At 65.2% G+C, this 26258-nt stretch carries 12 protein-coding genes; 7 read left to right on the top strand and 5 right to left on the bottom strand.

From position 1 onward, the window contains the following. Positions 1–142: 142 nt before the first annotated feature. Positions 143–418, bottom strand: coding sequence for a hypothetical protein (locus tag O0879_RS02715; protein ID WP_289914506.1), 276 nt, complete (start codon positions 416–418; stop codon positions 143–145). Here O0879_RS02715 and O0879_RS02710 point away from each other — a divergent pair. From O0879_RS02710 to O0879_RS02680, 7 genes are all read left to right on the top strand, one after another. Continuing rightward, positions 393–1700 (top strand): FAD-dependent oxidoreductase, encoded by a 1308-nt coding sequence (locus O0879_RS02710; RefSeq protein WP_099667720.1) that lies wholly within the window; start codon positions 393–395, stop codon positions 1698–1700. The two genes, O0879_RS02715 and O0879_RS02710, sit on opposite strands and share 26 nt — an antisense overlap. Next, positions 1697–4708 carry an iminophenyl-pyruvate dimer synthase VioB gene (gene vioB, locus O0879_RS02705; RefSeq protein WP_289914505.1) on the top strand — a complete coding sequence of 1004 codons (3012 nt, stop codon included), beginning with the start codon at positions 1697–1699 and terminating at the stop codon, positions 4706–4708. The genes O0879_RS02710 and vioB overlap by 4 nt, the downstream gene beginning before the upstream one ends. Position 4709: 1 nt before the next feature. Beyond that, positions 4710–5999 (top strand): NAD(P)/FAD-dependent oxidoreductase, encoded by a 1290-nt coding sequence (locus O0879_RS02700; protein ID WP_289914504.1) that lies wholly within the window; start codon positions 4710–4712, stop codon positions 5997–5999. Then, positions 5999–7117 (top strand): tryptophan hydroxylase, encoded by a 1119-nt coding sequence (locus O0879_RS02695; RefSeq protein WP_289914503.1) that lies wholly within the window; start codon positions 5999–6001, stop codon positions 7115–7117. The genes O0879_RS02700 and O0879_RS02695 overlap by 1 nt, the downstream gene beginning before the upstream one ends. Before the next feature lie 9 nt (positions 7118–7126). Continuing rightward, on the top strand, positions 7127–7708 hold the full coding sequence (gene vioE, locus O0879_RS02690; protein ID WP_289914502.1) for a violacein biosynthesis enzyme VioE: 582 nt from the start codon (positions 7127–7129) through the stop codon (positions 7706–7708). A 91-nt stretch (positions 7709–7799) separates the two neighbouring features. Next, positions 7800–8963 carry an MFS transporter gene (locus tag O0879_RS02685; protein ID WP_289914501.1) on the top strand — a complete coding sequence of 388 codons (1164 nt, stop codon included), beginning with the start codon at positions 7800–7802 and terminating at the stop codon, positions 8961–8963. 280 nt (positions 8964–9243) lie between these two features. Further along, positions 9244–10503 carry a hypothetical protein gene (locus O0879_RS02680; protein WP_289914500.1) on the top strand — a complete coding sequence of 420 codons (1260 nt, stop codon included), beginning with the start codon at positions 9244–9246 and terminating at the stop codon, positions 10501–10503. A 254-nt stretch (positions 10504–10757) separates the two neighbouring features. Here the strand turns inward: O0879_RS02680 and O0879_RS02675 are convergent, their stop codons facing one another. The 4 genes from O0879_RS02675 to O0879_RS02660 all read right to left on the bottom strand — a co-directional run bounded on the left by O0879_RS02675 (position 10758) and on the right by O0879_RS02660 (position 26148). Next, a complete protein-coding gene (locus O0879_RS02675; RefSeq protein ID WP_289916132.1) occupies positions 10758–10844 on the bottom strand; it encodes a hypothetical protein in 87 nt (28 codons plus the stop codon). 364 nt (positions 10845–11208) lie between these two features. Further along, complete coding sequence (locus O0879_RS02670; protein WP_289914499.1) at positions 11209–11979, bottom strand: sigma-70 family RNA polymerase sigma factor; 771 nt, start codon at positions 11977–11979, stop codon at positions 11209–11211. 85 nt (positions 11980–12064) lie between these two features. Beyond that, the gene (locus O0879_RS02665; protein WP_289914498.1) at positions 12065–24871 is read right to left on the bottom strand and encodes a filamentous hemagglutinin family protein; all 12807 of its coding nucleotides are present in this window, start codon (positions 24869–24871) and stop codon (positions 12065–12067) included. A gap of 278 nt (positions 24872–25149) precedes the next feature. Continuing rightward, a complete protein-coding gene (locus O0879_RS02660; RefSeq protein WP_289914497.1) occupies positions 25150–26148 on the bottom strand; it encodes a FecR domain-containing protein in 999 nt (332 codons plus the stop codon). Positions 26149–26258: the final 110 nt, after the last annotated feature.

Below are 26258 nucleotides of genomic sequence, written 5' to 3'. Positions count from 1 at the left end.
CACTCCCGCAGCGGCTCGATACGCCGCACCGCAACGCATTCCATACCTCCCTGCCACTTCCCGGCGCACTGCCGCCGCCATTCCGCCTGCCTCGCTGCGTCGACAAGGACGCAACACCGAACGACAACTACATTGATATTTATCAAATTGACTGCCCGAGGCCTGGGCTACTGTCGGTGCCATCTTTGATTTGAAACAGAAACTCTGCAGCCAAGAATCGACCATTCCAGAAACAACGCCAGTTCTCGCCAGGCTCTTCATTCCCCAGCCGATAACGCTCGCCAAGTGCGGTAACACCCAGCGTCCCACCTCCCTTGCCTACACGTGCAGGGGAAACTTTTGCTAGCGATTTTGCAGCTTTTTGATTAATGAACGTTAAAAAGGAATTTCGTATGAGCACGTATTCTGACATTTGCATCGTAGGCGCCGGCATAGGCGGCTTGACTTGCGCCAACCGCCTGATCGACACCGCCGCCAGCAGGAAGCTGCGCATCCGGGTCTTCGACCTGAATGCCACCGTCGGCGGCCGCATCCAGTCGCGGAAAATAGATGGCGAGGAAATCGCCGAACTCGGCGCCGCCCGCTACTCGCCGCAGCTGCATCCGCACTTCCAGCAACTGATGCAGGGCAGCGGACTGCCGCATGCCGTCTACCCGTTCACCGAGGTCATCTCCCACGACAGCGTGCTGGAAGAGCTGAAGGCAACGCTGCATGGCCTGAGCCCGATGCTCAAGGAGCATCCGAACGACTCCTTCCTCGAATTCTTCAGCCATTACCTGGGCGCCGCCAAGGCCACCCACATCATCAAGGCGACCGGCTATGACGCCCTGCTGCTGCCGATGGTGTCCGCGGCCATGGCCTACGACATCATCAAGAAACACCCGGAGACGCAGCACTTTACGGAAAACGCCGCCAACCAGTGGCGCTATGCCACCGACGGCTACCACGCGTTGCTGTGCCAGCTGCAGTACCAGGCCCAGGCCGCCGGGGTGGAATTCCGCCTGGAACACCGCTTGCTGTCCGTTGAAAAATCCGGCGCCGACCATGTGCTCGCCTTCAGCCACCAGGGCGACACGCAGATGCACCGCACGCGCCACCTGGTGATGGCCATCCCGCCGTCCGCCATGCCGCGCCTGAACCTGGATTTCCCGAACGCCTGGAGCCCGTTCCAGTACGACTCGCTGCCCCTGTTCAAGGGCTTCCTCACGTTCGACACGGCTTGGTGGGAAGCGCTGGGGCTGACCGACAAGGTACTGATGGCGGCCAATCCCCTGCGCAAGGTCTACTTCAAGAGCGACAAGTATGTGCTGTTCTACACCGACAGCAAAAGCGCCACCTACTGGCGGGACAGCCTGGAACTCGGTGAAGACGTGTACCTGGAGCGCGTCCGCCGCCACCTGGAAGACGTCCTGCCGCTCGATGGCCAGCCGCTGCCGCCGATCAAGGCGCACTTCCACAAGTTCTGGCCGCATGGCGTCGAGTTTTGCGTGGAACCGGAAGCCGAGCACCCGGCCGTCCTGCTGCACCGGGACGGCATCATCTCTTGCTCGGATGCCTATACCGCGCATTGCGGCTGGATGGAAGGCAGCCTGATCAGTGCCCAGCACGCCAGCGGCCTGTTGCTGCAGCGGCTAGATCAACGGGAGGACGTCGCCGCCGCCAACGATACCTTCATCACTTCCTCGACCGAGCGCGCATGAGCCTACTTGACTTCCCCCGTCTGCATTTTCGGGGTTTTGCCCGCGCCAATGTGCCGACGGGGAATCGCAATACGCACGGCAACATCGATATCGCCACGAACACGGTATCGATGGCGGGCGAGCCTGTCGACCTGAGCCGGCCGCCGGCTGAATTCCATGCGCACCTGAAACAGCTTGCCCCCCGCTTCAACGCCAAGGGCAAGCCAGATCCGGACGGCATCTTCAGCCTGGCGGCAGGCCACAATTTTTGCGGGAACAATCATTTTTCGTGGGAAAACGCGAGGATCACGGGCGTCCAGCTGCGCGATGGCGAGGTCGATACGCAAGACCTGCTGGTGGGCGCCAGGCTGGGCCTGTGGGGCCACTACAACGAGTACCTGCGCACGACCTTCAACCGCGCCAGGTGGATCGACAACAACCCGGCGCAGCCCGACACCACGCTGATCTACGCCGGCCAGTTCACCTTGAGCGACAAGCTGGCCACGCCCAACACGCCCACGCTGTTTACCGCCGACATCGCGCAGGCGCACTCGGTGCGCTGGCTCGGTAGCGGCCATATCACGGAACGCAGCGGGCATTTCCTCGATGAGGAAATCGGCCGCTCCAGGCTGTTCCAGTTCTCCGTGTCCAAGCAAGACCCGCATTTCCTGTTCAATGCGGACCGGCCGTTGCCGGCCAGTATGCACGCCTTGCAGCAAGCCCTGGCCGACGACGAGGTGCTGGGCCTGACGGTGCAGTATTGCCTGTTCAATATGTCGACGCCGCCAAAACCGGACTCGCCCGTGTTCTACGACCTGGCCGGCAGCATCGGCCTGTGGCGGCGCGACGAGCTGGCCACCTATCCGGTAGGCCGCCTGCTGCAGCCGCGCCAGGCCAGCCTGGGACCGGTGCTGGTGAAACTGCATGCGGATCGCGTCTCGTTCAACATGCCGACCGCCATCCCCTTCACCACGCGCGATGCGGACGCCGTCTCGGAACAGCATCCCACGCATGCCCTGGGCGGCAAGCAGGCGCTCGGCGACCTGCTGCTGCAGGATGCCTCCGGCACCTTGCTGGCGCGGATTCCCGAGCAGTTGTACCGCGACCACTGGCGCCATCACGGCGTCTTCGACGTGCCGCTGCAACATGCCCCCGCCGCGGGTTCGCTCAGCCTGGGCAGCGCGCAGGCGCAGTGGGACGAAGCCGACTGGGTATCGCAATCGGACAGCAACCAGCTGTACCTGGAAGCGCCGAACCGCAACAAGCACGAGGCATTCCCGCAGACCATCACCGTGCAAAGCCGCTTCCGCGGCGAACTGGCGGCGCCCCCGTCCTTGGCGGAGGCGGAAGACGGCGCGCTGCTGACCGTGGAGCAGCAGCCGTCGCCGCTCGGGCACGGCTACACGGCGCTGACCCTGACGGGGCGCCAGCCGGGCGCGACCCGCATCGTGCTGGGGACGGGCAAACACAAACAGTACCTCGGCGTGCGGGTGCTGCCCGACGACTGGCATCTGGATGACGTACCGGCAGAGCAGGTCGACTACGCCTTCCTCTACCAGCATGTGATGAGTTACTACGAGCTCGTATATCCCTTCATGTCGGACAAGGTCTTCAGCCTGGCGGACCAGTGCAAGTGCGAAACGTATGCGCGCCTGATGTGGCAGATGTGCGATCCGCAGAACCGCGACAAGAGCTACTACATGCCCAGCACGCGCGAACTGTCGTTGCCAAAATCGCGCCTGTTCCTGAAATACCTGACGCAGGTCGAGGCAAAGGCCAAGGCGGCGCTGCCGGCACCGGCCACGCCGCACGCCATCGGCAGCAAGGCGGAACTGATCGACGAGCTGAAAAAGGCCATCGACCTGGAACTGTCGCTCATGCTGCAATACCTGTATGCCGCGTATTCCATTCCCAATTATGCGCAGGGGGCGGCGCTGGTGCAGGCGGGCCGCTGGCTGCCGGCCGAGCTGGAGCTGGCCTGCGGCGCCGAAGACCGGCGCCGCAACAGCGGCACGCGCGGCATGTTGCTGGAAATCGCCCACGAAGAAATGATTCATTATTTATTAGTCAACAATGTACTGATGGCGCTCGGCGAACCGTTCCACAGAGGCACCCCGGTGCTGGGCCAGCAGGCGCGCCAACGTTTCGGCCTGGACACGGAATTTGCATTCGAGCCATTTTCCGAACACGTGCTGGCCCGTTTCGTGCGTTTCGAATGGCCCGACTACATTCCCACGCCGGGCAAATCCATTGCCACCTTCTATATCGCGATCCGCCAGGCCTTGGCCGAGCTGCCTGGCCTGTTCGAGAGCGGCGGAGGCAAGCGCGGCGGCGAACACCATTTGTTCCTGAAAGAACTGACCAACCGCGCCTATCCCGGCTACCAGCTGGAAGTGTCCGACCGCGACAGCGCGCTGTTCGCCATCGACTTCGTCACCGAGCAGGGCGAAGGCGTGGCCGTCGATTCGCCGCATTTCGCCTCGTCGCACTTCCAGCGGCTGCGCACCGTCGCCGGCAAGTTCTCCGCCTGCGGCAAGCCGTTCGAGCCGGCGCTGCCGGCGCTGAAGAATCCGGTGCTGGAAGCGCGGGCGGATTGCACGGTGGTGACGGATCAAACGGCGCGCGCGCTGATGCAGCTGTATCAAGGCTGCTACGAACTGACCTTCCTGCTGATGGCGCACCATTTCGCGCAGCGGCCGCTGGGCAGCCTGCGCCGCTCGCGCCTGATGAACGCCTCCATCGACATCATGACCGGCCTGTTGCGTCCCCTGTCGGCGGCCCTGATGAACATGCCATCGGGCGTGCCCGGCCGCCACGCGGGACCGCCCGTGCCCGAGCCGGTCAGCAGCCAGGTCAGCGGCGACTACAGCCTGGGCTGCGACATGCTGGCGCAGAAGTGCCTGGCGCTGGCGCAGTACGCGCGCGGCCTGGAGAGCGATGTCATCGGCATGGCGCCGATAGAAATGTTGGAGTTTTTTAATCAGCAACTTACCGATTTATCTCGGGGAAAGATGTCAAGAGAGGCCTGAAATGCATAAAATCATTATCGTCGGCGGAGGCCTGGCAGGTAGCCTCAGCGCCATTTATCTGGCGCAACGGGGGCACGATGTCCACGTCATCGAAAAACGCGGCGATCCGCTGCTGGAGAATGCCGCCAACGCCGATCCGGTCAACTCGCGCGCCATCGGCGTGAGCATGACGGTGCGCGGCATCAAGGCCGTCCTGGGAGCTGGCATCAGCAAACAGGAGCTCGACCAGTGCGGCGAGCCCATCGTCGGCATGGCCTTCAGCGTGGGCGGCCGGCACCGGATACGCGAGCTGACCCCGCTCGAAGGCCTGTTTCCCCTGTCGCTGGACCGCACGGCCTTCCAGCGCCTGCTGAACCGGCATGCCGTCAAGCACGAGGTGAAGTATTACTTTGAGCATAAATGCCTGGATGTCGACCTGGAAAGAAAGATCGTGCTGGTCCAGGGCCCGGACGGCGCCGTACAGCAGTTGTATGGCGACCTGGTCATTGGTGCCGACGGCGCCCACTCGGCCGTGCGGCGCGCCATGCAAAGCGGCATGCGCCGTTTCGAGTTCAAGCAGAGCTATTTCCGCCACGGCTACAAGACGCTGGTGTTGCCGCACGCGGCAGATCTCGGTTTCCGCAAGGATTTGCTGTATTTTTTCGGCATGGATTCCAAGGGCCTGTTTGCCGGCCGCGCCGCCACCATCCCGGACGGCAGCATCAGCTTTGCCCTGTGCCTGCCCTACACCGGCACGCCCAGCCTGGGCACGCTCAACCGCGAAGCCATGGCCGACTTCTTCAACCGCTACTTCGGCAGCCTGCCGCCGGAGCGCCGCAAGGAGATGCTCGACCAGTTCATGGCGCTGCCCAGCAACGACCTCATCAATGTCCGCTCCAGCACCTTCCACTACAAGGCCAATATCCTGCTGATCGGCGATGCGGCGCATGCCACCGCCCCGTTCCTCGGACAAGGCATGAACATGGCGCTGGAAGACGTCCACGTCTTCGTTTCCCTGCTGGAAAAGCACGGCAATGCGCTAGGCCCTGCCCTATCCGAGTTCACGCAGCAGCGCAAGGTGCAGGCGGACGCCATGCAGGACATGGCGATCGCCAACTATGAAGCGCTGAGCAATCCGAATCTGATTTTCTTCCTGCAGACGCGCTACACGCGCTACATGCACAAGAAATTCCCCCGTGTTTATCCGCCGGACATGGCGGAGAAACTGTACTTCACATCGGTTCCTTACGATGAATTGCAGCAAATCCAGAAGAAACAAAACGTTTGGTACAAACTTGGAAGGGTAAATTAATGAACATTCTCGTCATCGGCGCAGGCCCCGCAGGCCTGCTCTTCGCCAGCCAGATGAAACAGGCCCAGCCCGGCTGGAATATCAGCATTACGGAAAAAAATACCCCTGAGGAAGTGCTGGGCTGGGGCGTGGTGCTGCCGGGACGGCCGCCGCGCCATCCCGCCAATCCACTCTCTTACCTGGAGCAGCCGGAACGGCTCAATCCGCAGTTCCTGGAAGAATTCAAACTCGTGCATCACGACCAGCCCAACCTGATGAGCACGGGTGTTACCCTGTGCGGCGTCGGACGCCAGGCCCTGGTGCAAGCCCTGCGCGCCAAGTGCGTGGCGGCCGGCATCGCCATCCGCTACGAAACGCCGCCAGACGACAAGGCGCAACTGGAAGCCGAGTACGACCTGGTGGTGGTCTCGAATGGCGTCAACTACAAATCGCTGGACTTGCCGCCAGCGCTGGCGCCGCACATCGATTTCGGCCGAAACAAATACATCTGGTACGGCACCACCCAGCTGTTCGACCAGATGAACCTGGTATTCCGCAGCAATGAACAAGGCATTTTCATCGGCCATGCCTACAAATACTCGGACACGATGAGCACCTTCATCGTCGAATGCAGCGAAGAAACGTACGCCAAGGCCGGGCTGGAAGCGCTTTCCGAGCGCGATGCCGCCGCGTATATCGCCAGGACGTTCAAAGCCGAACTCGGCGAGCACAGGCTGCAGAGCCAACCAGGCCAGGGCTGGCGCAACTTCATGACTCTCAGCCGTGACCGGGCCTGCGACGGCAAGTTCGTCCTGCTGGGCGATGCGCTGCAATCGGGGCATTTTTCCATCGGCCACGGCACCACCATGGCGGTGGTGGCAGCCTTGCTGCTGGTGAAAATCCTCGATACCGAAGCCAGCACGGCCGCCGCCCTGGACAGTTTCAATGCCCGCGCCGTGCCCCTGATGCAATTGTTCAAGGAGCACGCCAACAGCAGCCGCCTGTGGTTTGAAAGCGTGGGCGAACGTATCGGACTGAGCAATGCAGAGCTGACCGCCAGCTTTGACGCCCGCCGCAAGGACTTGCCGTCGCTACAAGAAGCGCTGATGGCCAGCCTCGGCTACGCGCTGGGCCGTTAGGGAGCTGCCATGCCGACACATGTCTCCCCGCCGCTGCTGCCGATGCAATGGAGCAGCGCTTATATTTCCTACTGGACGCCGATGCAGGAGGACGACCAGGTCACGTCCGGCTATTGCTGGTTCGACTATGCGCGCAACATCTGTCGCATCGATGGCCTGTTCAACCCCTGGTCGGAAAAGGAACATGGGCACTTGCTGTGGATGTCGGAAATCGGCGACGCCAGGCGTGAACAAAGCCGCAAGCAGAAAGTGGCCTACGCGAGGCAAGCGCAAGCCACCGGCGAGCAGCTGCAGGGCACGGCGTTGGCCGATGAGGTGACCCCGTTCCATGAGCTGTTCCTGCCGCAAGCGGTGCTGCTGGGCGGCGGCGCCCGCCACGACGGCCGCCACACCGTGCTGGGCCGGGAGGCGGACGCCTGGGTAGTGGAGCGGACGGGTAAGCCCTCATCGGTCTTTTACCTGGAGGCCGGCGGCAACCGCCTGCTGCGCATGGTCACGGGCAACGACCCGCAGCACCTTTCGGTACGCGACTTCCCCAACCTGTTTGTCGGCGACATTCCGGAAAGCGTCTTTACGTCTTGCAACACCTAACCACGACGTGGCGCGCGCAAGGGCCGCATGCGGCCGGGGTGTGCGCCACGCCTGGCGAGTGTTTTAGTTATTACTTTCGAAGGATATTGCTATGCCGCTGGTTGTTTACATTCTGGGGTTGACGATCTTTTCGTTGACGACATCCGAATTCATGGTGGCGGGCATGATGCCGTCGCTGGCCCTGGCCATGGACGAACCGGTGACGCGGATCGGCTATCTGATCTCGCTCTACGCCATGGGCATGGTCATCGGTGGACCGCTGAGCACCATCATCCTGCTCAAGCTGCGCGTGCCGAACAAGAAGGGACTGTTGTGGCTGCTGTGCTTTTATGTCCTTGCCCAATCCGTCGCCGCGTCCGCCACCAGCTATGACATCCTGGCCATCGCGCGGGTAGTCACGGGCGTGGCCGCCGCCACCTGCTTTGGCCTGTCCCTGGCGATCTGTGCCGACATCGTCGCGCCCAACGCGCGCGGACGCGCCGCCGCCGTCGTGATCGGCGGCCTTATGCTCGCTTCCGTGGTGGGCGTGCCGGTCGCCACGCTCATCGACCAGCACCTGGGATGGCGCGCCAGCTTCTGGGTGGTGGTGGTGCTGGCGCTATTGTGTCTGGCGCTCATCACCGTGCTGGTGCCGCGCACCAAACCATCCGAAGTCGTGAGCCTCGGCAATGAACTGGGGGAATTCCGCAACCGCCACCTGTGGGCGGCGTACGCCAGCAGCGGCCTCATCATCGGAGCGATTTTCGCGGCGTTCAGCTATTTCGCGGCCATCCTGACGGAAATTACCGGTTTTCCAGCATCTTCAATCCCCTGGCTGCTGGGCGTCTACGGCGTCGCCAACGTGGTGGGCAATGCCGTGGTCGGCCGTTATGCGGACCGCTACACCACCGTCATCATGGTCTGGGGCATGGTCATCCTGGGCATCAGCCTGGCGCTGTTCGCCGTCTTTGCGCACGACAAGAGCATCAGCGTCGCCTTGTTGGTCGTCACGGGCCTGGTCGGCATGTCGATGAATCCCGCCATCATCGCCCGCGTGATGAAGACCGCCCACCCTGGGCCGCTGGTCAACACGGTGCACACTTCCGTCATCAACATTGGCCTGGGCGCCGGTTCCTGGCTCGGCGGCCTCGGCATCGCCGCCGGCTACGGCCTGCGCTCCCCGCTGTGGGTCGGCGTCGCGCTGGCCGTGCTTGGCCTCCTCAGCTTGCTGCCTTACCTCGGGCACAGGTCGCGCGATTCGGTGCTGTCGCATTAGCGGCTGGCGGCGCGGTTGGCATTGCCAACCGCCCGCTACCTTAATGGCGGCAGGGTCCTGTCCAATGACCATTTACAAAAAATTATTAACTTCCTCCTGCGTCAGGATAGTTGTCGCGTCACCTGATTTACCGTAGCATTGGCAAATTCTTCCTTCCAGCCAATATGGAAAATCCATAAAAGGAAAATGTCCTTCAAGGTCAGCCGACCCTGATTACGCGTAGCATGCTGATACCCCGCGACTGAAATCGCCGACCAGAACACAATTCTTGCGAAAAATAATGCGAAAAACTCATTCCATAATTATTTCTATCATTTTGGCCGGCTTGGCCATGCCTGCATTGTCGGCGGATCAGGCACCATCCTTGCCAGACCGCTTGGCCGCCCTTCGCACGACGATCGCAATCGACCATGGAAAGATGGTTGGTTCCGGCGCGGCAACATTGATAGATGCAGGTCGGGAGAGCCAATTCGTGCTCATCGGCGAGGACCATGGTATTGCAGAAATTGCAAATTTTTCGGCGGCATATTTTGAAGAATTGGCAAGTCAAGGATTTACGACACTGATTGTCGAAAATGGGCCGGCTGTTGCTGATGCTTTGGCAAAGACGTTGAAGGCCAATACTGGCGTTGCTGGCATAGCAGCATTTAATAAGGCCTATCCGGTCGCTACTGCTTTTTACAATTGGCAAGCTGAGGCGCAATTCCTGGCCCGTTTCGCTAAAGCTGCAGGACCATCGTTCCAATTAGTGGGAATGGATCAGGAACTCATGGGCGCTTCGAAATATTTGCTCGACCAAATGGCCGGGCAACCGCTTGGTCCTTTGGCGAAATCAAAAATCGAGGCCTTCCGCAAGCTTGAAAACGATGACTATGGCCGGGCGTCGGCGAGCGGAGACCCGCGTGATCTTTTCATGTTGAAAGTCAAAGAAGAGGAATTATTCGCCTTACAGAAGCTGCTCACGGCCCCCAAGGACATGCCCGCCTTGGCGATGTTAAATTCGTTGATCGAAAGCCGCAGCATTTATAGCAAAAACATCACTCCGGGACAGGGATATGCATCCAATACACAGCGTGCCAAACTAATGAAGCGGAATGTGGCCAGCCATTTGACGCTTGCGCCTGCACAGCGAATGTTGCTGAAAGCCGGTGCAGTTCATGTATTCCGAGGTTATAACCCGCTGAGTGCCGGCAGCCGGGAGATCGGCAATTATTTGGCAGAATATGCGGAAGGCCGCGGGCAAAAATCGCTGCACGTGTTGGTGCTGGCGTCCAAAGGCCAGCAAGCGCAATTTGCTGGAATTGGGCGCGCGTCGGCCTCAACAGAAATCGAAAAAACCGATATCAAGTCCGCCATGGCTGGCGTATTGCCCTTCTTCGCCGCAGCGAGCGAGCATAAGGAATGGTCATTGTTCGACGTACGCCCCTTGCTGGGATCGGCTAAATCTCTGGCGAATGGAAACAGCAGTGTCCAAGGCATGATTCAGGGCTACGATTTTGTACTGGTCATTCCCGATGGGAGCGCAACGTCGGACCTGTGATAATGTCGCCATCGGTCATCGGGCAAGCGCTGCCGATCTTGCATCATCATGGTTCGGTCTGAACCAAGACGCCCCCACCAAAGGCGATCCAGGTCACTCGCGCCGATGGGAAGGACAACAGGGATAGGCATGCCCAATTCCATTGGATCCTCATGAAGCTGTTTTAGGCTGCGCCGTCGCTCGCGTGATTTGGCCGCTTCGGTCTTGAGCCAGGCTGCGAGGTGAAAAGCGTATGGGTCGATGGCGCTGGCCGATTAGCGCTCCGCATGGGCGGGCTCGGTTATCTCCGAGCGCAGATAGCGCCGGACGGTATTGCGCGAAATACCGAGGCGCTTCGCCATTTCCCTCAACGAGACCTGGTCGCGAAGATGCCAGCGCCTTCCTAGTAATGCCCAGTAATGCCACGTCAATCACTCCGATCTGAGCGTCGTCCCCTAGCCCTCAAGCAACTGAGCAGGCCGATGTTCAACATTAAATCATTTCGCTCGCCGCCCGCGATCTCCTCAGCATCGAACTTAGGGGGATGACCCGCAAAGGCCAATTCGCAACAGATCGCACAGTGACAATGCCGTTCGCCGATCAATTTTATGCTCTGGCAGGACAGGTCCATCCGGTTTGAGCACTGAAATGCCATGCCGGGGAAATATCACCCACCGATCAACAACGCGACAGCACCATCGTGATGACACCTTTGAAGCCGCTGCGTTACTGGCTACTGCTGCTCCTGTGACGGTGATCAATCCGCGTCATGCAAGGGATTTCGCCAAGGGACTGGGTTTGTTGGACAAAACGGAACAGGTCGGCAGCTGGGCGTTGCCGCGCCAGCGCAGTGGACTCGGCGGCGAGCACCTTGGCCTGCCAGCGGCGCGAGAAACCTCGCCGGGACTGGTTAATGCCGCCGAGCACATTCTGCCCGGTTTCCCGGGCACAGTGATCCAGGGCCTGGCGCAGCATCGTATCGATATTGGTCAGGGAAACCTGATACTCGTCCGCAACCTCCTGGCGTGTTTTTTCTTCGATCCTCAGGGCGACCAGCACGGAACGGTGCCGGTACGGCATGCGCTGCATCGCGCGCTCGACCTCGGCCAGGTCCGAGCGGGCCAGCGCAATCAGGTCCGGGCCGGGCGCTGGATCCGTCAGATGTTCGATTACCGCGGCATCGTCGTATTGCGCGGACCGCCTGCCACGCAGCTCGTCCATCGCGACATTGCACGCCACCCGGTAGACATAGGCGTTCGGGTTTTGCACGAAGACAGGGGCGCTGGCCTCCGCCAGGCGTAGCCAGGCGTCGTGCAGGCAATCGCTGGCCAGGTCCGCGCAACCGAGATTGCGCAGCAATCGACGGTGCAGGCGGACATAGTTCGCCGCCAGGAAATCGCGCAGCACGATGCCCGGGGCAGGCTCGCCGAAGGGCTCTGCAGCGAGCGCATCGCTAATATTGGAGGCCTCCAGGCCATCCAGGGTACTCGGGTTCATGACGTCTACCTCGGTGTTCGGCTGCAAGAATGGGGGAGCGGCCCCGCCTGTTCCCTGCACAGGGCAGGAAACAGGCGGGCACGCGCTACATGCCGCTGGACTGGCGCTCCTGCTGCAACTGGCGCAGTTGCTCCGGGCTCAGGCGCGCAAGCTGCTTGGCGTCAAAATCCCGCCCCACGCCGAGGAACTGCACCGGACTGGCAGGGTCGTAGGGAACGCCGCGGGCGGACTGCAAGCCGGCTCGCGGTGGCGGCGGCGGTGCTTCCGCCTCCCCCTCCATCGGCTCGTTGCCAAAGCCGAGCAGGCGCACCGTGAAGATCGACGGCAGGTTCTGGCGCGTCGTCGTGCGTTCGCGCTGCAGCACGTCCTGTGCGGCGGCCGTCGCTTGCGACGCTGCCGCACTGGCATTGCTCAATGCGCCGACGTTTACCGCCGCGATGGCCGGCATGCCCGTCGACTCGCCCTTGACGGCGATATTGGCCGCATTGACCACTTGCAGGGCCGCCAGGTTCACATTGCCCGACACGCGGATACCCGCTTCGCCCGCGTCGATGGTCCCCAGGGGCGCGATCAGATCGATGTCGCCGGCCGGCACTTCGGGAATCGGTGCCAGCGTCGCAATCCCCGCACCGGTGCTCGGCACGTCCGATGACAGCGTGACGTTGCCCCACTGGTCATACACGCGCTTGGGAGGCGTGTAGACCACGGTGGTCTTCGAACCCCGGCCGGCATTGATGTCGCCCTCGGCCGACCAGCTCATGATGCCGCCGCCGAACGTGGTCATGATCCGGCTCTGGCCCAGCAGGATGCTGCCGAGCGAGTAGATCGCGATGTCGCCCGCGCCCTGGGTCAGTACGCCCGACTCGGACGGCGGCGCCTCGCCCTCGATGCCGTAGACCTGGCGGCCGCCCGGCGTCATGAGCTCGATATTGCCACCGAACAAGGTGCGTACGAAGCCGCTGCGCGGCGTGGCGCCGGCCCTCCCGCGGAACATCGTGATGTCGCCGCTGTAGCTGATCGGCGTTCCGTCCGCCCTCCCCTTTGGAAACAGCGCCGCGATGGCATTGCGCCCGCGCAGGTAGCTGCCGAAGCGCGCGCCGTCCGCGTCGTTGTACTCGCGCCCTCCTGCCTTGAGTTCGGCGAAGTACACCTGGCGCGCAAAGATGCGTTGCTGCGTTGCCGGCAGCGCGTCGAAGAAAGCCTGCGCCTCGCCGGCCGTGCCGGTGAAGCCCAGGCCGTGGGCCGGTTCGGCCAGCCAGGTGGCCAGCTCGGTCTCGTAGGTCTTGACGACCTTGCCCGGCTGCTCAGCCAGCGGCATGCCAGCCTGGGCGCGCTTGCCTTCGCCGAGGTAACGCGCCAGGAAGCCCTTGTAGTCGGGGCCGTTCGCGCCTACGCCGGCCAGCATCGAGATGCTCGCGCCGGGCCGGCTGTCGCCCGGCACCACAGGCCCCAGGCTGATCACGCCCGCGCGGTCTTCCATCTGGATGTGGCGCCCTGCGGTGATCTCCAGCGTGCCGGGGCCCGCCACGTTAAAACTGCTGTAGACGATGTCGCGACCGGCCGAGACTACCGACACGTCGGTCGGGGCGCCGTGCGCGAACAGGTTGCCCGAGCTTTCATAGCGCGCACCCAGGCCTGCGTCAGTGGGCAGGGCCTGACCGATAGGCGTGCCGCTGCCGACGATGTCGCGCCCGGCCATCATCCATACCGGCTGCCCGGCCTCGTAATAAGTCTGGCCAGCGCGTGTCGGATCGTTGGACGTAAAGACGTTGATGCGGCCCGTGGCCACACCCACGAGGTCGCCGTGCAGGGCATAGAAGCGCGCCGGTTCGCTGCCATGTTTGCCGCCGGCCGAAACAGTGTTGGCGCCCAGCGCGAACAATGGCCTGCCATTCTCGATGAGGTTGCCGGCCTCGGCGAGATTGCTCACAACTGTGCCGTTCGCCAGCGTGCCCCGGAAAGCCGGATGGAAGGGCGTGGCCATGGCACTCTCGGCTGCGCCCGAGGGGCTCACGGTGTAGCCGCCGCCATGGATCGAATCGCTGGCAAGAAACTCCAGCAGGCTATTGGCCGATGGCGCCAGCACCAGCGCGCCGGTCGCCTCTGTCGTCCTGTCCGTGGCCATGCTGCCATAGTAGAGGCTGCCGCTGGCCGCAACCGCGCTCAGGATCGACGGGTAGACGTTCGCCATGTCGGTCGGGAGTGCGCCAAGGTTGGCCATCTGCGGCGTCAGGTCGCCTCCGGCCGAGAACAGGCGGATGGCGGTGTTCGGCGTCCACAGCGTGAACCAGCTGTCGCCGCTGCCCTTGGCCGCGCCGACGTTGAAGGGCGTGGCCTTCGGCAGCACGGCACGGCCCGCGTCGTTGGCATCCGTCACGACCAGGTCGCCGCGCGTGTTCAGCTGGTAGCTCGCATCGCCCGGCACCAGCAGCATGCCGCCCTGCGCCACCGCGCGCCCGGCCGAGAACGGATCAATGGCCTGGGGGTCGCGTTCGGACAGCTGGCCGGTGTACTGCGCGTAGCGCAGCGACTGGGTGCCCATCGCGCCGGCCTGCATCTGCACGTCGCCGCGCAGGTTGACGACGGCGCCATTCAGCACGGCGTTGGTCTGGATGTCGTTCAAGGGATCGAGCGCCAAGGGATTGAGTGCGCCGCCGACGCGCAGGCTCAGATCGCCCCCGCCGGTGAGCGCCAGGCTGCCATCGGCCAGTACGCGGCCGGTGCCGCCCACGGCCAGCACCAGGCCGTCGCTGCGCAGGTTGTCCGTGCCGGTGCGAACGGCCGCACCCCGCTGGGACACAAGGCCCGCGTCGCCGCCCACGTCCACGCGCAGGTCGCCGCCGCCCAGCGTGCCGAAACCGGTGAAACCCAGCAGCGTGTCGATCGTGCCGCGCGTGGCGTAGCTGCCAAAGTTGATCCACCAGGCCGCAGCCTGATCGTTGCCTCCCCCCAGCGTGCTGCCGCTGCCCTGGCGCCACAGCCAGTTGGCGGTGTCGTTGGTCGTCACGCCCTTATCGGCCGGGTTGGGGCGGCCGACGCCGGTCGAGGCGATGGCCTGCGCCGCCTCGCCGGTCAGGTTGCCGCCGGCCTGCAGCGTGAGGTTGCCGCCGCCGGCAGGGTACCAGGCGCGTGCCAGGCTCTCGGCCCCGCCATCGACGAACTTCTCGTAGCCCTTGTTCTTGTCGCTCAGCACCGTGCCGCTGCTGCCCACCACGCGCGGCAGGTTATACGGGTCGCCGGCCTGCGTGGCCTGCGACGAGGCGCCGGCCGTATAGACGCCGTAGAGCGAGTTCATGCCCAGGTTGCCGGCCGCGCGCAGGTCAAGGTCGGCGGCGCCGGTGCGCAGCACGCTGAAGCGGGTACTGCCGGGCAGGTATTCGTAGTAGATGTTCACGGGCAGCGAGACGCAATAACTGGAACTTCCCTTACATAGCGCCTCAGCCGTCTTGAACGAGCCTCCGGTCAACCGCGCGACATCGGCATCGAGTATCGGCGTATCCGCAAGCGCAGGATCCTTGAATCTCCGGGCTGCGGACGCCGACCAATTGAACGCGTAGACGGGCGTGCAATAGGATCCGTTCGCCCCGCACAGCGCCGCAGCGGTGTGGTATCTGCCGCCCATGAGTTGGCGGGCGACTTCATCGGTGATTTCTACGCCTGCCTTCAAGCCCAGATCGGCAGCCGCGAGCGATGTCCATGCAAACGCGCCTTTGAACGGCAGCGCCTTGGCGAACAGACCGTAGTGGGTGTCGGCCATGCGCAGGCCGCCCGCTGCGGGGTTCTGCTGCAGCGTGCGCGGGTCGGCCGCACCGAGGTCGGCGCCGCCCGCCAGCTGCAGCGACCACGACTGCGAGCCTTCCGGCAGCATCGCGGCCACGCCCCACAGCCGGCCCGCACCGCCAGGACGAAGCTCGACCGACTTGGCGTCGCCCGGCAACCTGATGTCGGTCGAAGAAGGCAGCAGCGCGCCCACGGGCAAGGTCGTGTCGCCATGCATCAGGTACTTCACGCCCACGGCCGGCAGCGCGACGCCCTTGGGCCAGACCAGCGCGTCCAGCATGGTGGCGCCCGGCAGGCGCGTGCCCGCGTCCAGGCGCGTGCCTTGTGGCAGCGTCACGGTTTCGCCGGCGATGCTGCCGGCCGCGTGAATAATCTGGCCCGAGGCATCGCGCACGTTGGCAGCGAGCACGGTCCCGGCGGGCAGCAGCATCTCAGCCGTCAATTCGCTGGACACGGGGATCAGCGTGCCGGCGGCAAAGTCACTCGACTGGATCGGCAGGTCAAAATTGAGCGTGTTGCCGCCTTCGAACGCCGTGCCATTGGCCAGCACGACGCCGGCACGCGGGATCACCGTGTCGGCGCCGAAGAAATTATTTCCCGAAAGCAACAGCCAGCCTTTGTCATCCTGCGTGGCGGGCGGCGGCGCGAAGCCGTCGTTGATGCTGCCATAGATATCGAGGTTGCCGGCCGCGCGAATGCGCAAGGTGCCGACTTCGCCCGAGCCATAGACGCCGGTCTTTGGCGTGTGCGGGTTGACGCTGGCGTAGCGGTAGCCTGACAGGTCCAGGTCGCCCGACACGACGATGTCGCCACCCGGGTTGCTCAGCGCATTGCTTGCGATCTCGATGCCGGGACGCAGATGGAAGGCGTCGGCATAGGCCGGGTTGCGCAGGCCGGCAAGCTTGCCGGTCATGAGGCTGGCGCGCGCCAGTGCGGCATCGATGAAATCGTTGTTGTCGTCGTGCTTGTCCTTCAGCCAGGTCTGGGTGATCTCCTGGTAAGGTCGTCCGCTGGCAGCCGGCGTGCTGACCAGCGGGGCGTCGTCGTAGCGTTGCATGGCGTTGACCGCGATGGAGCGAGCGCCGCGGATGTCGAGCGCACCGCGCGCGTCGATGGCGATGTCGCCATAGACCGCCGCATCGGCCGCCCCGTTGATGCCCGGTGAGCCGTTGGCGCCGATGCGCGGCGCCGAGAGTTCGAGCGTGCCGCGTGCGCGGCCGTCGTTCTGCCCCGGCTGCGTGCCCAGGCTCGCGGCTGTGCCGTGGCGCAGGTCGACGCGTGCGCCGTCGGCCAGCGTCAGCACGCCGCCCTGCGTACTCAGGTCGACGATCGCGCGGTTAGGCGAATCGATGATCTTGCCGTAGCTATCCACGCGCAGCAGCGTGCCGTGCGCATCGAGCACGGCCGAGCCCGCCACCGTCAGGGCGTTCTTCGCCGCGAGGTAGATGCGGCCCGCGCGCTCGCCGCTGGCGTCGACGGTGCCGTTGACCGTCAGGCTGCCGTTGTCGAGCGACACGTTGACCTCGCCGGCCTTCAAGCCGTCGCCGATGGCGAGGTCGCCCTGCTTGAGCTGGAAGGTGCGCGTGCCGGACACGCCGCCTTCGTTGAGCCGCTGGTTGAGGGCTGCGAACTGGCTGTCGGGCGCTGCGTCATCACCGAGATGCTGTGCGCGCACTTCCACGCCGCCAGCCAGGTAGGGCACGAGCGTGCCACCCGCGTCGTAGCGCCCCGTGCTGCCGCCGCGGATCGCGCCCTGCAGGTCGACCACGCCGGCCTGGTCGCCCAGCGCCAGCGCCTTGAGCGTGCCGGCGCGGTTGTTCCGCGCCGACACGTCGATCACCGAGCCCGCGGCCTGGTGCACATTGCCGGCCAGGCTTTCGAGCGTGACGTCGCCGCCCCAGCTGTACTTGGACACGTCGTTGAAATCGATCTTGCGGCCGGCCAGATCGAGCTGCGCGCGCCCGGTCAGCGTGAGGTCCTTGTCGGCGGTCACCACGAGCTTGCCAGTGGGCAGTGCCAGCATGGTGTCGATGATCACGTCGCGGCCCGCAAGGCGCAGTTCCGCGCCGAGTGCGGCATCGGCGACCGGTGTAGTCAGAGGTACGGAAGCGCTCACGCGCAGGTCGCCGCCCGCGGTGATGCGGTTGACCGAGCCCGCCGCGCCTGTCACCAGCGGCGCGTCGATGCCGAGGTTGCCGCCGCTGTAGGCATAACCCTTGCCGGCTTCATACGCGCCTTGCGACTGGTAGACCGAGAGGCTGCCCTTGTTGTTCGCGGTGATCCGCTCGCCGGCCTTGAGCCGCACGTCAGCGAAGCCCAGCGCCAGACGCGCATCATCGCTGGTGCCCGCGGCTTGCGTGCCTGGGCCATAGCCAAATTCGATGGTCCCGGCCTCGATGGCCAGCGTGCCGCTGCCGGTGCCGGCGCCGCCCGTGACTACGGCGCCGGGCGCCACGGTCGATCCGGTCCAGATCAGGTGGCCGGTGCGGATGGTCGCCACATCGCCGGCCGCACCCGCGCCGTAGATGGCGGGCGTGCCCAGCACCAGGCGCGCGAGCGTGGATTTGCCGGTGGCCGGGTCGATGGTGTCGAGCGAGGCGCTGCCGAAGAATCGCATGCCGCCGCTGGCGTTGAGTTGCAACGTCTCGAGCGCCGGGGCGCCGTGCCGCGTGTCGCCGCGCAGCAGGCGGTCGAGCAAGCTCTGGTTCAACACCAGGCCGGACGGTAGCGTGTTGCGCGCGGCCGCGTCGGCCAGCGCCACGCTGTCGCCGACGTTGATGCCCTGCACCGCCAGCGTGAGGTTGCGCGTGCCGTAGCGCACCGTGTCGTCGAGTACGAAACGGTCGGGCGTGGACAGTGCGATGGTGCCCTGGGAATACAGCTCGGTCTGGCCCGCACAGGGCGAGACGGTGCATGTGCCGATCTGCAGGCTGCGGTTCCCCAGCAAGTCCACGCTCGGCAGACCCGGCAGCATGCTAAGCACGCCGTTGGACACGGCCACCAGATTGCCGGCCGTACCCGCGTAGAAAAATCCATCGGCCGAGTCATAGGCCGCGCGGCCCTTGCCCAGTGTGTTGACACCCGCGCCCTGCTCGATCACGAGGTGGCTCGGGTTATCGGTGTTGGTGGCATCGGCCAGCAGAAACACCTCGGGAGCCGACAGCACCGCGCCCTGACGCAACGTGAGTCCGTTCGTCCCTGGGTTGAACCTCACAATGTTGCCGCCCGAGCCGTATTCCACATACTGCAGACCGCCGAGCATGAGCCGCGATGCGCCCATTGCATTGAGCGCATCAGCGTTCAGCGTCACGCCCTCGAAGCCGGCAGTAGCCTTCGCACCGCCGCGCACGACCTCGATCTGGCTTTCAGGCCCCCCATATCCCGCAAAAACAGCCACCGCGCCGCCGTAGCCGCCCTTGGCCGCGTCGAAGCGGCCGATACCCTCGAAATGGAAAGCGTCGGCGCCAGCGTCGGCGCCAGTGTTCGGCATGAGGGCCAGCAGCAGCGTGCGCGCGTCCGCGGGTGCCATCGCGCGCGGCACGCCGATGCGCGCGGCGTCGCTGACGATGAACTGGTTGAACGAGGTTTCGTTGTACTGCGAGTAGGTACGCAGCACCTCGGCCGGTGTAAGGATCGCCTGGCGGAACAGCGTATCGCCGATGGCGGTATTGGCGATGCCGAGCCGCGCGGCGGCCGACCACGAGCCGTTGCGCATCGCGCTGCCGGGCTGCGCCGCGCCCTGACCGGCGCTGTCGTTGAGCTCGACGCGGAAGGCACCGGGCATCAGGGCATAAGTGGAAGGCATCAGCGTGTAAGTGCCCGCGGGCAAGCCCGGCACGCCGGCACCCAGCGTGATCTGCTGGCCGATCAGCGGGTCGACCGCGCCACGTTCGCCGCCCGCCGGGGCGACCGGCGCTTGCACGCCGGGCACGACGGCATACACCGGGTTGCCCGCAAGACCGGGCAGGCTGAAGCTGCCATCGACCGCAGTGCGCACCAGCGGGTGGTAGCGCGCATCGGTCGAGCCGCCGCGGCCACCGATAAAGCCAAAGCCCTTGAGTTCGCCGCCGCCCGAGAGGTCCAGTACCGCGCCGGGCTGCACATTGACGCTCGCTCCGCCCAGCGTGAGGCCGACCGTCAGCGCCTGTCCGCGCGAATCTGCGCCGCCCACGCCGATCAACTCCACCTTCGTGCCGTCGTAGAGGTAGTTGATGCCGTCAACCGTGCCGCCATAAGGCATCAGCAGGCCGTTGCCACTGACCGAGGTCAGGCTCCCAGGCAGGAAGTCGACCCGCGTGGTGTTTGCGTCGCCGATGCGCAGGCTGCCCAGCGGCACGCGCAGCACGCCGCCCTGCTCGATGGTCGCGGCGCCGAGCGTCAGGCCGCCGAAGGCCGCATAAGGCACCGCCGGCGCGGCTTGCCCCTTGCCTTCGATGCGCAGCACGCGATCCGGTGCATAAGTGCCGTCGGGCAACACACCCGCCTGGATCGAAGCCGAGACGCCGATGACCGGGTAGATTTGCGCAGCCCGCAGTGTGAGGTCGCCAGGGGTGGCCAGGCTGGTCGTCGGCACGCCGTTGGTCAAGGCCGGCGCGTCGGACAGAAAGCGCAAGTCGCTGTCGCTTTGCAACGTGGTCTGGCCGAAGCCGCGCCGCTCCACCCTGATGCTGCCCGGGATCTCCGGCGTGTCGCTGTCGGACGATATCGGTATATCGCCGTTGACACCAGACATTCGAACCGACGAGCGCACGTCGATGAGGCCGGCGTGCACATCCAGATGCGCCTCGGAGGGTAGCCAGTCGCCTGTGCCGATGACGCCGAAGCGACCTCGGGTCACGTCCACCCCCAAGCTCTGCGTGATGCCGGCCAGCCGCACGTAGGGTGCATCCAGCGTAATGTGCGCGTCGTTGCGCGCGTTGTCGGCCAGCATCAGCGCGCCGTAGGTCGACAGGCTCTGGCCGAGCCGCAGGCTGGCGTTGTCTTCCAGGCTGATGCCGCCCGCGCTGAGCAGCGCGAGGTTGTCGAAGCCGCCCCGTGTGACCGTGTCGACGCCCAGCCGGCCGTGGCCATAGACCAGCGCCGCATCGGCCGCGCCGGGGGCCAGTCCGGCCGGCAGGTCCGACGGACCCTGCAGCCCGCCGATCACCAGGTCGCGGTAGTTGCGCACCGCGTTCTCGGCCAGCGTGTACTGCGCCGGGCCGGAACTCGTGCGCACTTCGGGCGATTCCAGCGCGACTTGCAGCGTGCCGCCGGCGGCGCCCGCGCCGCCTGAGCGGGCCCGCAGTTCGCCGTCCAGGTAGAGGCCGTTGTTCGAGGCCAGCGCGATATGCCCGCCGCGGCTCGCCACCGCGACCGGGCCGGCAGCGCCCATGTCGAGCACGGCGGCGGTACCCGAGGCATCGAGCACGGCACCCTCGCGCATGACGATGAAGCCGTTGGCGGCCGTGGCCGAACCGTCGCTTTCCTTGATCTCGCCGCCGATCACGATGCTGCCACCGTCGCGCACGATGCCGTAGCGCCGGCCGTGCGCATCGAGCGCGGTCGCGGGCGTGGCGGACACGTCGATCAGCGCCTGCTCGCCAAGCCAGATCGAGCGGCTGTGCGCCCCATCCACGGCATGCTCCTGCTCCATGCGCGTGAGGTCAAGGTTCTTCAACGAAATACTGCCGCCGTGCGCCAGCAGCCGGCCTTGCAGCGTGAGCTGGCCGACGCTGCGCACGTCGATGGCCTGGCCGGGATCGACCGTGATCTGCGCATCCCGACCAATGACCGCAGCCACCGTCGGCAGGTCGGCTGCCAGGGTCTGCACCGTGCCCGCCTGCAGGCTCAGGCTCGCACCGGCACGCTGCGTGAGCACGCCCTTGGCGGCATCCTCGGTGTAGAGCAGCGGCGTCCAGGCTTGCAGTGCTTTGCCCAAAACGGCGGTGCTCGCGACATTCCTGGCTTCGGGCGTTACGCGCAGCACCGGCATCGTCACCTCGACCTGCGTGCCGTCGGTCACCGTGACGCCGCGGTCGCCGATGAGTGCATAGCGGCTGAAGCCCTTGTCGAAGAAGTTGCCTGAGAGGAGCAATGTGCCTGGCTCGGCCGAAGTGTCTGCCCCCCCTCGACCGTCCGTGACGAGCATGCGCCCGGTCTGCAAGCTCAGCGTGCCGCCACCCGAGGTGCCCCAGCCGCGCAGCGCGCCATCGGTCGCCAGCACGCCCTCGCCACCGCCGGTCTGCGCATTCGCCTGCAGCCGGACGTCGCCTCCCTTGCCGCCTCGCTGCGAGGTGCCGTTGGCCAACAAGGCCGCACCCGAGGACACGTCGATGACGCTGCCCTGGCCCAGCAGCACGTCTGCGCTGCTGCGGATCGATACGCTGCCGCCGTTGCGCCACGCCATGTTGCCGGTATCGGCAGGATCGAGCCACAGGTTGCTCCACAGGCCGCGCGTGTCCAGTGCCACGCCCCGGGCCACCGTCACGCCCGCGCGCACGCCTTCGGGCGTGGTGGTCTGCGTGGTGTCATCGAGGCGGTTGGTGCTGGCTTGCGCGAGCGTGTCGCCCAGGCGGATGCTGCCGCCGTGCGTCGTGAGGTCCGCGTTCACACCGACTTTCGGGCCGTAGAGCGCGATGTCGCCGCCATTGCCCAGCGTCAGCGCCGAGTCCACCGTGATCGAGTTCTCGGCCGCAATGCGCACTGCACCCAGCGAGAAGCCGTTGAGCAACGTGGTGTCGAGGGTCAACGTGTCCTGGCGCGCGGCTGGCAACGCCGCCGTGAGGTCGAGCCCGGCTGCGATGCGTTCGGCCGTGTCGCTCAGCACCACGTTCTTCACGCCAGCGGTGTCGAGCCGGCGGTGCATCAGGCCGGTGTTCTTGTCGTAAAGGGTGCCGTAGGTGCCGACCACCAACTGCCCGCCGCGCGCCACCGCGAGCTGCGACTGGTCATACCCGTCGAGTCCGGCCTGCGCCGCCTGCGTCTGGCCGCTTCCCCGGAAGGTGTCCCCCGCGATGTTGCCCTCGAGCACCGCGTTCTTCGTCCCGACCACCAGCACGCCCGCATCGCGGCCCACCGTGTAGCCGCTTTCCAGCCTGCGCTGCTGTCCGATCAGCGGGTTGTAGTAATAGCCGGTCGCCTTCTCGCCCCAGCGTTCGTGCTTGTCTTCGTAGCCCTTGTAGACGCCCGTGTAGCGTTGGTCGCCCGGGGCTTTGTTCACTTCGTACAGCCGCCCATCGGCCCCCTTGAGCCAGGTCTGGCGGATGAAGCCGCTCTGCACATTGACCGTGCCGCCCGAGAGATTGATGCTGGAGCCGGCCTGCGTGACCACATCGTTGCCGCCGAAGCTCACCGTGCCGCCCTGCGCCATCCATTCGCCCACGGTGTGGCCCGCGGTGCCAAGATAGCCGCCCACCTCCAGCAGGCCGCCCGCCGTGTACCAGCGCTCGGTAGCGTAGCCGTTCGTGCCCTTGGGTACGAACACCAGGCTGCGGCGGTCGATCCACATGTCGTTGCTGTTGAGGGTCTTGCCATCCCGGTTGACCGGCGCATCACGCTGTTCATTGCCCTGGACGTTGACCTTGACGTTGTTCGATTCCATGGCCAGGTTCACGCCCACGGCGCCGGAAACGTCGATCCGTGCGCGCTCACGCACCAGGCTGCGCTGGGCTGCATTGATGACGATCTGACCGCCAGTAGCCAAGGTCAGGGAGTCGCTCTGGAAGTCGGCCGCGCCGCTGCTGCTGATCTCGATGCGGGACTGGTCGCGGCGATCAGTGATGGCCACGATGTTCTCGGGAGTGCTGATTACAGGTCCTCGCAGGCTGTCGCGCTGGCTGTCCAGGGCCGTCTTGCCGTCGTCCTCGATCACCACGGCAGTGGCGGCACCCTGGCCGAAGGCGACCTTGCCATCCGCGCCGACGGCGTTGAGGTGCACGGTGCCGCGGGTGTTGACGCTGGTGGTGACGAGTACGACACCGTTTTGCTGGACGTCACGCCCAACCATGGTCACGTCGCCCTCGCGAGCCTGGATCAGGCCGGTGTTGCTGACCTTGCCCGACAGGCTGTCGGTACTGAACTGAGGGGTGATCTCGTTGCCGCGCGTGGTCGACGCCTGGTTGCCATCGGTGCCGACACCCTTCTTGACGATGAAGTTGTCGCCGGCAGCAAGCGCAGTCTGGCCTTTTTGCGTGGCGATGTCTCCCCCGTTGTGCACCTCCTTGCCGAGCAGCAAGACATAGCCGCCCCCTTCGGTGGAGGTTTTCGGGGCCAGCGTGGCGATCCGCGCACCGGCCTGTATCTCTACCTTGCCCTGGGCATTGGTAAAGCTGGGCTGGCTGGCATTGGCCGTGTAGATGCCGCTGGTCTTGAACTGGCCGTCGTCGATCTGGGCGGCGGCGGCGACGAGGTTGCGCGTATTGACCTGGCTGCTGCCATTGAAAACGATGCCGTTGCGGTTGACAATGAGTACCGTGCCATCGGCCTTGATCTGGCCCTGGATTTGCGAGGGGCGCGCGTTCGGATCGTTGACGCGGTTGAGAACGGCCCACTCCTTTTGCTGCCTGAATTCGACCGTCGTGTTGCGACCGACATTGAACGTCTCCCAGTTCAGAACAGCCTTGTCGGCCGTCTGTTCGATGGCGACGTTGCTGCGGCCGTCGACCTGGGAAAGCACCGGGGCATTGGCGTTGTGCCAGCCTGCGCTCAGCGAATTGGTGTCGATTTTCAAGCCACCCACGGTCATGCCATCGGGAACGGATGCCCCGTTCGCTGCCGCCAGGCGAGCGGCAGCCTGGGCCGACTGCTGCGCCGCGATGCCGCGCGCGGCCAGGTTCAGGTTGCTGATGGAGCGCTGCAGTTGCTCGTTGGCCTTCTGCTGCTGTCCGAGCGGGCTCGTCAGGTTGGATGCGGGCAAGCCGTTGGGCAGCCGGCCCGTTTGCGACGCCGTGTCCCGGACCGCGCCCTTGTCGGCAAACCATGCCGGACTGAACGCGCGCTGCGCATGGGCCGGCACCGTCACCGCGCCGGCGGCCAGCGTCAGCGCGATGGCCCGCGCCAGCGGCGCCAGCCTGAATACCCGATCCTGTTTGCGTATCGTTTGATTTTCCCTGCCACTGCGCCCGCGTGTGTTCATGTAAGTTTCCGCCTGGTCATTGAGTCGATGCCGTCCGGCTGCCCGTCTCGCGCCGGCCAGCCACATTCATGAAGGCTTTCCCCATCGCAGCCGAGTAGCGCCGGCGACAAGAAGAGCCCCTATGCAAGGGTGACGAACCGCACCACGCAAATACCGCAAACTTTTTTGAAACTATTTTTGTAAGCTCTGCGCACAGCCCGAAATACGGCGCACAACGCCGGGCGGACGCGCGCGCCAACGTGCCGGGACTTGCCGTGCAACACGATGGAGCGCGCCGTTCAGCTCAAGAGCAGCAATCCCGCCGGCAGCGACCGTGCCTGCAGCTGAAACGATTCCTGCAACTGCCACAGCGCCAGGTCCAGCGAGGCCGTGAAGAAACGCCCGCTGACGGGCTTGTTGCGCACGGCATCGTTCATCAGCACCACGCGGCCGGCGCGGTAACGATTGATTTCGTCGAGCACGTCGGCCAGAGGGGCCTGGTCAAACACCAGCATCCCCTGGCGCCAGGCCGACACTGTTTTCGGGTCGATGCCGGCGATGTCGCCCAGCGAACTGGCGCCATAAACCAATTGCTGGCGCGCATGCAGCTGACGCGCGCCGGCCGGATGCTCCACGCGGACGGCGCCTTCGATACAGGTGACGCAAACCTTGCCATCGAGGTGGCGCACTTCGACCCGTCCGGATTCGAGCAGGCTGCGGCCAACGCCGGCCACGACGGCAAAGGCCGGCCCTGCCGCCCTCAGATCGATGGACGCTTCGCCCGTGAGCAGATCCAGGCCGACCAGCCTGCCGCCATCGGTCTGGCGGCGTATGCTGGTGCGCGTATTGAGGATGACGTCGACACCCTGGGACAGGGCCAGCGTGCGCTGTTCGCCAGGTGCGGTGCGCTCGTCTGCAGCCCACTCGTCCGGCCCCGGCCACAAGCCCAGGGGCGGATGTACCACGGCCACGCCGGCCACGGCCGCCGCGCCGATGGCAGCGTCGAGAAAAGCCCGCCGGCCGCCGGGCGCAAGCAGGGGGCGGCGCGCGCGCGCCGGCACGGCTTCGGGCCTGGCGCGCAGCAACTCGCGGGCCGGGGCCTCAAGCGCATCCCAGCGCCGCTTCACGTCGTTGTACGCGGCCTGGTGCGAGGGACTGGACTTGACCCAGCGCCGGAACCGTTGCGCATCCACTTCGCGCGCGTCTCCCGAGGTGAGCAGGCGCAACCAGTTCCACGCCTGGGCTTCCAGGTCGGCGGACGAAGCGGCGCGGCTGTCCTTGGGCGGCGGCGTCTTCATCGTGTCAGGTCCAGCGGCCAGGCCGGGCCGCAAGGCAGGAAACCTGCGGGCTGCTGCGTGCTGCTTGCATATGTTTTTTGCTCTCTCATACTTGATGACAAATGGCGCCC

Origin of the sequence: Janthinobacterium sp. SUN120, assembly GCF_030397735.1 — a bacterium.
In the GTDB taxonomy this organism is placed as follows: Bacteria; Pseudomonadota; Gammaproteobacteria; order Burkholderiales; family Burkholderiaceae_D; genus Janthinobacterium; species Janthinobacterium kumbetense.
This window is presented reverse-complemented; position numbering and strand designations above follow the sequence as displayed.